This window comes from Campylobacter concisus, assembly GCF_902460545.1.
Lineage (GTDB): Bacteria > Campylobacterota > Campylobacteria > Campylobacterales > Campylobacteraceae > Campylobacter_A > Campylobacter_A concisus_AE.
Window position 1 is genome coordinate 151,486 of sequence record NZ_CABPUE010000004.1, and the last position, 9,685, is coordinate 161,170.

Annotated in this window: 9 protein-coding genes; 4 read left to right on the top strand and 5 right to left on the bottom strand. The window is 39.7% G+C overall.

Features of this window, described 5'->3' with window-relative positions; genetic code table 11:
- Nucleotides 1-103: 103 nt before the first annotated feature.
- From recJ to pyrG, 4 genes are all read right to left on the bottom strand, one after another.
- A complete protein-coding gene (recJ, locus tag FZ949_RS04380) occupies nucleotides 104-1,678 on the bottom strand; it encodes a single-stranded-DNA-specific exonuclease RecJ (RefSeq protein ID WP_148790168.1) in 1,575 nt (524 codons plus the stop codon).
- Entirely contained in the window at nucleotides 1,668-1,790 is a 123-nt protein-coding gene (locus tag FZ949_RS09555; protein WP_257638069.1) for a hypothetical protein, read from the bottom strand. Before FZ949_RS09555 ends, recJ begins: the two co-directional genes overlap by 11 nt.
- A 239-nt stretch (nucleotides 1,791-2,029) precedes the next feature.
- Nucleotides 2,030-2,581, bottom strand: a complete 552-nt coding sequence (locus tag FZ949_RS04385) for an NAD(P)H-dependent oxidoreductase (RefSeq protein WP_103579931.1) — start codon at nucleotides 2,579-2,581, stop codon at nucleotides 2,030-2,032.
- Between the two features lie 104 nt (nucleotides 2,582-2,685).
- Nucleotides 2,686-4,320: a CTP synthase gene (gene pyrG, locus FZ949_RS04390; RefSeq protein ID WP_084109918.1), complete on the bottom strand. Its 1,635-nt coding sequence runs from the start codon at nucleotides 4,318-4,320 to the stop codon at nucleotides 2,686-2,688.
- A 126-nt stretch (nucleotides 4,321-4,446) separates the two neighbouring features.
- Here pyrG and FZ949_RS04395 point away from each other — a divergent pair, with 126 nt between their 5' ends.
- From FZ949_RS04395 to FZ949_RS04410, 4 genes are all read left to right on the top strand, one after another.
- A complete protein-coding gene (locus FZ949_RS04395; RefSeq protein WP_072595258.1) occupies nucleotides 4,447-4,662 on the top strand; it encodes a DUF4492 domain-containing protein in 216 nt (71 codons plus the stop codon).
- Between the two features lies 1 nt (nucleotide 4,663).
- Nucleotides 4,664-6,199 carry a cytochrome ubiquinol oxidase subunit I gene (locus FZ949_RS04400; protein ID WP_103579932.1) on the top strand — a complete coding sequence of 512 codons (1,536 nt, stop codon included), beginning with the start codon at nucleotides 4,664-4,666 and terminating at the stop codon, nucleotides 6,197-6,199.
- On the top strand, nucleotides 6,192-7,316 hold the full coding sequence (locus tag FZ949_RS04405) for a cytochrome d ubiquinol oxidase subunit II (protein WP_103579933.1): 1,125 nt from the start codon (nucleotides 6,192-6,194) through the stop codon (nucleotides 7,314-7,316). Before FZ949_RS04400 ends, FZ949_RS04405 begins: the two co-directional genes overlap by 8 nt.
- Before the next feature lie 265 nt (nucleotides 7,317-7,581).
- Entirely contained in the window at nucleotides 7,582-9,351 is a 1,770-nt protein-coding gene (locus FZ949_RS04410) for an aryl-sulfate sulfotransferase (RefSeq protein ID WP_148790169.1), read from the top strand.
- A gap of 32 nt (nucleotides 9,352-9,383) precedes the next feature.
- Here the strand turns inward: FZ949_RS04410 and FZ949_RS04415 are convergent.
- Nucleotides 9,384-9,685 (bottom strand): hypothetical protein (locus FZ949_RS04415; RefSeq protein WP_148790176.1); only part of this gene is annotated, 302 nt, incomplete at its 5' end.

Here is a 9,685-nt window from a genome sequence, read left to right on the forward strand (position 1 = left end):
TTAGTTGGACTGCATTAAATATATAAAGAAGCGATTTTGGTGAATTAAACCGAAGCAATCTCGGTTTTATTAAAATTTAGCATTATAAAACCGAGATAAAAATTTATAAAATCTCTTTTATGAGTAGCTGCGGGGTAACAAGTCCGCGGAATGAATTTTTTGATATACAAAAGATAATATCTATCATCTCGCCCACTCTAGCGTGTTTTGTAAAGTTAAAAAATAGAGCCTCAAGTGTTTTATTATCCTTTTGCAAGATGAGCTTTAAGTGATTTTGATCTCTTCCTATAAGTCTTTCATTTTTAACGAGAGCATTTTCTATCTTAAAAACTGGGCGAGGATTCTTCTGTCCGTATGGCTCATAAAATTCTAAAATTTCAAGCAGTTCAAAGTCTATCTCGCTTGGCATTATGTCGCCAAGTAGCTCGTCCGAGCTTTTGCAATCTTGCATATTTAGGCATGAGCAACTTTTATTTATCGCTTCTTTAAATTTCACCAAATTTTCAGGCGCAAGCGTAAGTCCAGCCGCTCCTTTGTGACCGCCATAGCTTGTTAGTAAATTTTCGTGGCTTGCTATAAGAGATAAAATATCAAGCTTACCAATGCTTCTAGCACTACCTTTTGCACGGCCTTTATCGATACTAAAGACGATAGCTGGCTTTGCAAAGTGCTTTGCTAGGCGGCTAGCTACGATGCCTATCACGCCCTCGTGCCACTGCTCGCCCCAAGTGATGATGACTTCATCGTCCTCTTTTACGTCCTTTAGCGAGCACTCAAAGAGTTGGCGCTCTTCCTCTTTTCTGGAGTTGTTAAATTCAATGATCGTATCAAGGTAGTTGTAAGCTTCCTCGATACTTTTAGCACGTAAAAAGTCAAATGAATTCATCGCATCGTCCATGCGTCCGGCTGAATTTATAAGCGGAGCTATAAGAAAGCTAATATCATCACACTCAAATTTTTCCTTACCATAAAACTCTTTTATAGCGTGAAATGCGGAACGCTTAGACGCATTTAGCTTACAAATGCCAAGGCGAACAAGCATTCTATTCATATCTCTTAGCTCCATCATATCAGCGATTATTGCGATAGCTAAAAGCTCTAGAAATTTGCTCATATCGTAATTTAGTCCAAAAGCATCCTTTAGCGCTCCAACCAAATACCAAGCGACCTCAGCGCCACAAATTTCGATATTTGGGAAGTTGCAGTCTTCTTGTTTTGGATTGATGATCGCATAAGCTTCTGGGAGAACAGCTGGAGGCATGTGATGATCAGTGATAATAAGATTGATGCCTTTTTCTTTACAGATAATGGCTGCATCGTTTGCAGAGATGCCATTATCAACGGTGATAATCAAGCTTACATCAGCTGAGAGTTCGTCTATTATCTCAGGATTTAGCCCATATCCATCTTTAAATCTATTTGGAATTTTTACTAGGTAGTCTTTCACGCCAAGATCATCAAAAAACTCAGCCAAAATTACGCTCGAAACAACACCATCAACATCATAATCGCCCACAATGGCTATACGCTCGTTTTTCTCGATCGCTTCTTTTATGCGATTAGCACCCTTGTAAATATCTTTTAAGGCACTTGGTGTTGGAATTTCACTAATTTTTTTATGTATGTCGTTACAAAATCTATGCGCTAGTAAATTCCTTATGTCCTCTTTATTTAGCATGGTTTTGGCAAGAATTTTTAAAGAACTTACCAACTTTATTTAATGCCACTTGTTCACTTAAATTTACGCCCATATTGCCAAAAATTTGGCTATAAAAATACTTCTTTTTCATCGCAATCTTTCGTCTTTATTTTGAATGCTTGGATTATATCTTTTTGAAATTTAATTTCTTATAATTTTAAATGAAAGTAAGATTTTAGGGCTCATGGCAAGCTTAAAAGCTTTGTTAAATTGATAGTCTTTACAAATTTGGCACACCAAAAATGGTAAGTATTAGCAAAATTTATACAATCAAATTTATAAATTTTTAAATGGCTTATGCTAGAGAATTTAAACCATTTTTGTAAAAATTTACTCCAAATTTTGCAAAAACTCCGCGTATTCTCTAGCGCCGCGCTCTATTTCGCTATCGCTTGAGGCGTAGTCCACGCCCGGAGTCTCCTCGGCGCCATAAAATGCGAAAAAATCGCGGTAATCGGCGTGAAAATAGTATTTAAACGCAAGCTCAAACGGCGTAAGAACCTCGCGCAAGCTAAAATGATAGCGTCCTTGCGGGCAGTAATCGCTCTTTTTGATGCCCGCGGTCACGGCTAGCGCCACCTTGCGCCCCGCTATGCCGTCCGAGCCGCGTCCGTAGGCAAAGCCGTGCGTCATCACCGCGTCGATCCATGATTTTAAAATCGGAGGGCAGGAGAAGTTGTGAAGCGGAAACTGCAAAACGAGGGCGTCGTGGGCTCTGATGAGCTTTTGCTCGCGCGTGGCGTCGATGTTGCCGCCTGCGTAAACCTGCGTCAAATCATGAACGCTAAAGCGCTGCTGCTCTTTGAGAGCCTCTTGTAGCAGGCGTTTGTTTATGACCGAGTTTTGGATGTCAGGGTGGGCTAAGATGATTAGAGTTTTCATTTTTGTCCTTAAAAATTTATGGCAAGTAGTGGGATTTATTTGGCAAATAATTGAATAAAACAGCAAAATTTTAAAAGAATTTTTAGAGCCAGATGGCTCTAAATTTAAGATTTGACGTTTTCTAAACTTGCCTTTATAAAGCCTAATATCACAGGATTTGGCTTAGTTAGACGGCTAGTAAATTCGGGATGGCACTGCACACCCACAAACCATGGATGGCCTTTTAGCTCGATAGCCTCTATCAGCCCATCGCTCTCACCGCTTACCAAAAGACCATTTTTCTCAAAAATTTCTTTATATTTTGGATTTGCCTCGTAGCGGTGGCGGTGGCGCTCTTTGACACTTTTTGCATTGCCATAAATTTCAGCTAAAAGTGTCTTTGGTTTTATCTCACAGTTATATGCTCCAAGCCTCATCGTGCCACCAAGTGGGCTTGTGTGCGTTCTTATCTGTTTTTTGCCGTGAGCATCGATAAAGCTATCAATTAGATAGATGATAGGATTTTTGCACTCTTTGTCAAATTCCATAGAATTTGCATCCTCTAAGCCCAAAACATCCCTTGCAAACTCAATGAGCGCTAGCTGCATACCAAGGCAAATTCCAAGATAAGGGATCTTATTTTCACGAGCAAATTTAATGGCTTGCATCTTACCCAAAACGCCCCTTTCGCCAAAGCCGCCAGCGACCAAGATGCCATCCACGTCTTTTAAAAGCTCATTTACATTGTTCTCTTCTATCTTTTCGCTATCTATCCAGCGTAAATTTACCCTAGCATCCAAATTTGCTCCAGCGTGGATGATGCCCTCAGTTAGGCTCTTGTAGCTCTCTTTTAGATCGATATATTTACCTACGAATGCTATTGTAGTTTCATTTGTTGGAGCGATTATCCTTTTTACTAGGCTATCCCACTTTGCCATATCTGGTTTTAGCTCATTAAAGCCTAAATTTTCAGCAATCGGCGTTAATATATCTTGCTTTAAAAATGAAAGTGGAATTTGATAGATACTTGCGCTGTCTAAGCTCTCTATGACACAATTTTTCTCAACACCACAGCTTGCTGCTATCTTATCTTTTAGCTCGCGGTTTAGTGGCATTTCAGATCTGCAGATGATGATATCTGGTGTTATGCCTATACGTCTTAGCTCGCCTACACTATGCTGGGTTGGCTTTGTCTTTAGCTCGCCAGCTACTTTGATAAATGGTACAAGCGTTAGGTGGATATTTAGCGCTCTTTTTTTACCAACTTCTACTCTTAAAGCTCTTATCGCCTCTAAAAATGGCAAGCCCTCGATGTCGCCAACTGTTCCACCGATCTCAACAATGAGCACATCTTTGCCCTCGCCTGCTTTTTTGATGCGATCAACTATCTCGCCAACGATGTGAGGGATCACTTGTATAGTCTTTCCAAGATAGTCGCCTCTTCGCTCTTTTTCTATAACAGAGCTATAAACTCTGCCTGTTGTGAAGTTATTGTCCTGACTTAGGCTCTCATCTAAAAATCTCTCGTAGTGACCAAGGTCTAGATCTGTTTCAGCGCCATCGTCTGTGACAAAGACTTCTCCGTGCTCAAGCGGGCTCATCGTGCCAGGATCTACGTTGATATATGGATCAGCTTTTAAAACACTTACTTTTAGTCCGGAATTTTTTAAAAGAGTCGCGATAGACGCAGCTGCGATGCCTTTTCCAAGTGAGCTTAAAACTCCACCTGTGATAAAAATGTACTTCGTCTCTTTTGCCATTAAATTTCCTTAAATTTATTTATTTTTTAATTGCGGATTATACCCCTTAAATATTTAGTAAGGCATTAATCATATAAAATTTTAAAAATTATTCTTTAAGTCTTTTTGTTATAGACTTCAAAAACTATGATAAAAAACTACTTAAACATCATTGCCTCTTTATATATAGAGGGCTTTAAAAACATGAAAATAGGCAAGAAATTATGGCTTCTCATAATAATAAAGCTTATCATTATGTTTGGAATTTTAAAGGTCTTTATCTTTGACGAGACTCTTAATACCAAATTTCAAACCGACGAAGAAAAAAGCGAATTTGTAATTCGTAATTTAATAAAGGAATAAAATGTCTGAGATGGATTTTGTTGACTGGTCTAGGGCTCAGTTTGCGCTGACTGTCATTTACCACTTTTTGTTTGTCCCACTTACTTTGGGGCTAAGTTTTATCATCGCCATTATGGAGACGATATATGTTAAAACCGGCGATAAAGTCTGGCTTGAGATAACGAAATTTTGGCTAAAGCTCTTTGGTATAAATTTCGCTATCGGCGTTGCTACTGGCATCATCATGGAGTTTGAGTTTGGTACAAACTGGGCGAATTACAGCTGGTTTGTCGGCGATATCTTCGGTGCTCCTCTTGCGATTGAGGGCTTGCTCGCATTTTTTATGGAGAGTACATTTTTTGCCATTATGTTTTTTGGCTGGGATAAAGTTAGTAAGAAATTTCACCTATTTTCAACTTGGCTTGTTGCGATCGGTTCAAATTTAAGCGCGCTTTGGATCTTAATCGCAAATGGCTGGATGCAGTATCCAATAGGCATGAAATTTAACCCAGATACTGCTAGAATGGAGATGGAGAATTTCTTCGAAGTCGCGCTAAATCCTCTTGGCATTAGCAAATTTTTACACACAGTAACTAGCGGCTACACCATCTCAGCTATCTTTGTGATAGGAATTTCTGCTTGGTTTTTAATCAAAAAACGCCACATCTTGCTAGCTAAAAAAAGCATCGTCGTTGCTAGCGCATTTGGACTTATCACTTCGGCATTTTTGTTACTTAGTGGCGATGAGAGTGCATATTTTGTAGCTCAAAAGCAGCCTATGAAGCTTGCTGCGATGGAGGGACTTTATAATGGCGAGAAAAACGCTGGTCTAGTTGCCGCTGGTATTTTAAACCTAGCTAAAAAGCTTGGCGACGAGAGCGATGCCTTTTTGCTTGAGATAAAGGTACCTTACGCACTTGGCATCATGGCAAACAGAGAGCTTGACTCATTTACGCCAGGTATAAACGACCTACTTTATGGCAACAGCGAGCGCGGCATAATGAGCGTTGAAGAGAAGATGGCAAAGGGCAAAGTTGCTATCGAGGCTCTTAAAAACTACAAAGAAGCCAAAAAAGCAAATGACGAGAGCCTAATGAAAACTTCGCTTTCAAATTTAGAAAGCAACCTAAATTTCTTAGGATATGGCTATCTTAAAGACGCAAAAGAGGCTGTGCCACCAGTTGCGCTTACATTTTATAGCTTCCACATCATGGTCGCACTTGGCACTTACTTCATAGCTCTTTTTGCTATCACTCTTTATCTAAATCTCTCAAGAAAATATAAATTTGAAAACATAAGAGCGTTTTTGTGGATCTGCCTCTTTACTATACCGCTTGGCTACATCGCAGCTGAAGCTGGCTGGATAGTAGCAGAGGTCGGTCGTCAGCCATGGGTGATACAAGATCTCATGACCGTTGGCGTTGGAGCTACTAATTTAGCAGACTCAAATATCAAAATTTCATTTATATTATTTGCTGTTTTATTTACGGTCTTGCTAATTGCCGAGATCAAAATCATGCTTAAGCAAATAAAGATAGGATTTAACGACCATGCATAGTTTAAGCTTAGAAAATTTACAAATTTATTGGTGGTTTATAGTTAGCCTTCTTGGCGGACTTTTAGTCTTTATGATGTTTGTTCAAGGTGGGCAGTCGCTCATCTTTAGCCTTGGCAAGGACGAGCTTAAAAAAGATATGCTTATAAATTCTATCGGTAGAAAATGGGAGCTTACATTTACAACGCTTGTTATGTTTGGCGGCGCATGCTTTGCGGCATTTCCGCTATTTTATGCTACTAGCTTTGGTGGTGCTTACTGGGTTTGGCTGGCTATTTTATTTTGCTTTATCATCCAAGCTGTAAGCTACGAGTACCGCAAAAAGCCTGATAACTTCTTAGGCGCTAGAACTTATGAAATTTTCCTTTTCATAAATGGCTCACTTGGCGTTATCCTTATTGGCATGGCGGTTAGTACATTTTTTAGCGGTAGTGCGTTTGTACTAAATGAACACAATTTTGTCGAGTGGAAGACTCCATTTCGCGGCCTTGAAGCATTGGCAAATCCTTACTTGTACTTACTTGGCATAGCAATGTTTTTCCTATCTCGCATAGGCGGCTGCTTATATCTTATAAATAACATTGCGGACGGCGAATTTATACAAAACGCCAGAAAGCAACTGCTTGTTAATACCGTGCTATTCTTGCCATTTTTCCTAGGCTTTCTTGCTTGGATACTTACAAAAGACGGCTTTGCATACGACGCAAACGGCGTAGTTAGCCTTATGCCTTACAAATACGCTATAAATTTGATCGAGATGCCTATCGTTGGCGTGCTACTACTTGTTGGCGTTCTTTTGGTACTTGTTGGAATTTTCCAAGGAGTATTTACAAAAAGCATTCGTGGAATTTTTGCTTACGGCCTTGGCGTAACACTAGCTGTGACTGCACTATTTTTGATAACAGGCCTAAATGGCACTGCGTTTTATCCGTCATTTAGCGACCTTTCTAGCTCGCTAACTATCAAGAATGCAAGCTCTAGCCACTACACACTTGGCGTTATGGCCTATGTTAGCTTGCTAGTGCCAGTAGTGCTTGCTTATATCATCGTCGTTTGGCGAGCGATAGATAGCAAGAAGATCACGCAAGACGAGATCAAAAACGATCATCACGCATACTAAGGATAAAAGATGTTAGAAGCAGGAATTTTTTTGATACTTTGGCCAGTGACACTATTTGCTAGCTATAAATTTGTTCTTTTTTCTCTTAAGAAATTTGATGCAAATAACTAAAATTTAGGGGCGTTTGCTCCTAAATTCTTCTTTTTATTTTTACCCTTTAAAACGACTCTTTTATAAATTTATTTAAGCCACTTTTCATATAAGCGTTAGTTCTGTGTGAAATTTGGGTAGTAAGATATCATTAAATTTTATTAAAGGAGCGAAAATGAGCAAGAATTTCTTAGGTTCTGTTGCCCTTGCGGCTGTTTTGGTTAGTGGTCTTAGTATAGGCATCACGCCACTAGAGGCTGGAGTCCTGGCTCATCACGTAAAGGTTCAAGGTGAGCTTGGATCGGTTTTTATAAATCCATATGACGTATCACCTCTAACTGCTATCATTGATAGAGCTGGCAAAGACATCAAAGATATCCATGTCAAAGTAAAAGGCAAGCCAGATGGCGGTATCGACATCGACTACAACGTCTCAGAGCATGCTTTGCTTACGCATGATGGTGTGCCTATTTGGGGACTTTACCCTGACTATCTAAATGAAGTAGTCGTAAGCTACACGTTTAACGGAGCTAAAAAGGTAGAAACGTATAAAATTTACGCCCAGCCTATCGTCACATATAGCCGTGATTTTAGATTTTCTCACATGCAAAAGACTCGCGTCAAAAAGGTTGATCCTGCCTTTAAAAACAGGCTCTATCTCATAAATAATACAATTACAAGCGTCTATAAACCGCTTGATTGGAAAAATGGTGGAGCTGCTAGCTGGAACGACTTTACCGAAAACTACATCGTAGACACCAAAGGTGAGGTTAGATGGTATCTTGACTATCAAAAATTTTACGACCGCAGCGAGAGAAGAGTGATGGATGGAGGCATGATGATGGGCTTTCATCAGCTAAAAAACGGCGATATCAGCTTTGGCATGGCTCAAAGATATCTAAGATATGACCTTATGGGAAAAGAAATTTATAATCGCCCGCTTCCAAGAGGCTACATCGATCTAAGCCATGAAGTTATGCCATTAAAGGATGATCACGCACTTCTTAGAGTTGGCAAATACAACTACCACCACAAAGACGGTAGAATTTCTCACACTATAAGAGACCACATCATCGAGGTCGATAGCACCGGTAAGGTGGTCGAAGAGTGGGATCTAAATAAAATTTTTGGCAACAACGTCTACCGCAGCAACCTCATAAAAGCGCTTGATGCAAGAGCTGTTTGCCTAAATATCGACATGGATGCAAAAGAGATCAAGATAAGCGACGATCTACCGTTTGGCGACATTACCTCTACTGGTACAGGCAGAAACTGGGCTCACGTAAACTCTATCGCATACGATGAGAGCGACGATAGCATCATACTTTCACTTCGCCACCAAGGTATCGTCAAAATTGACCGCGATAAAAAGGTGAAATGGATACTAGCTTCGCCTGAGGGCTGGAGTGAAGAGTTTAAAGCCAAAGTGCTAACTCCAGTAGATAGCAAAGGCAATAAGATAAAATGCGAAAACTCAAAATGCGAAGGTGAATTTGACTGGTCTTGGACTCAGCACACTGCATGGCTAACACCAAGATATGGCAACAAAGGTAGCATAAAACACCTAAGCGTCTTTGACAATGGTGACGGCAGAGGTATGGAGCAGCCGGCATTTAAAGAGGATAAATACTCTCGTGCGGTCGAGTACAAGATAGATGAGAAAAAGGGCACAGTAGAGCAGACTTGGCAGTTTGGTAAAGAGCGTGGCTTTGACTTTTATAGCGCAGTCACCAGCAACGTCGAGTGGCAAAAGGATAAAAATACCTACTTTATCTCAAGCTCCAATGTAAATTTGCTTAAGCCAGACAAGACTATCAAAATGGTTTTAGTAGAGATCGATCCAAAGACAAATGAGGTCAAATTTGAGATGGATGTAGACTCTGCGTCAAGAGATGATGTTGCTTATAGAGCGATGGTTATTGATCCTGAAGTGTTTAATTATTAGGAAGTATTTGGTGCGAGACCCTCTCGCACCCATTATGAGTTGTTATTTTGAAATTTATAGATTGCTTCTTTGACGCTAGTTAGATTATAGTTTATTGCTCGCTCTAGCTCAGACAAGCTCAGATTTTCATTTGCATCAAATGCCGTTGTTATCTCATTTAGCTCTTTTGTTTCATCACCTATAAGTATTGTGCTTTTAAAATCAGCATCATCTATCTGGCTAAATTTTAAAAAGATCGACTTAAGCTTATCTTTTAGAACTTCTTTATTTAGTTTTTTATTTTCTAAAGCTTTCTTTGTTCCACCATTTTTATTACAGGTTCTAAATATAGAAT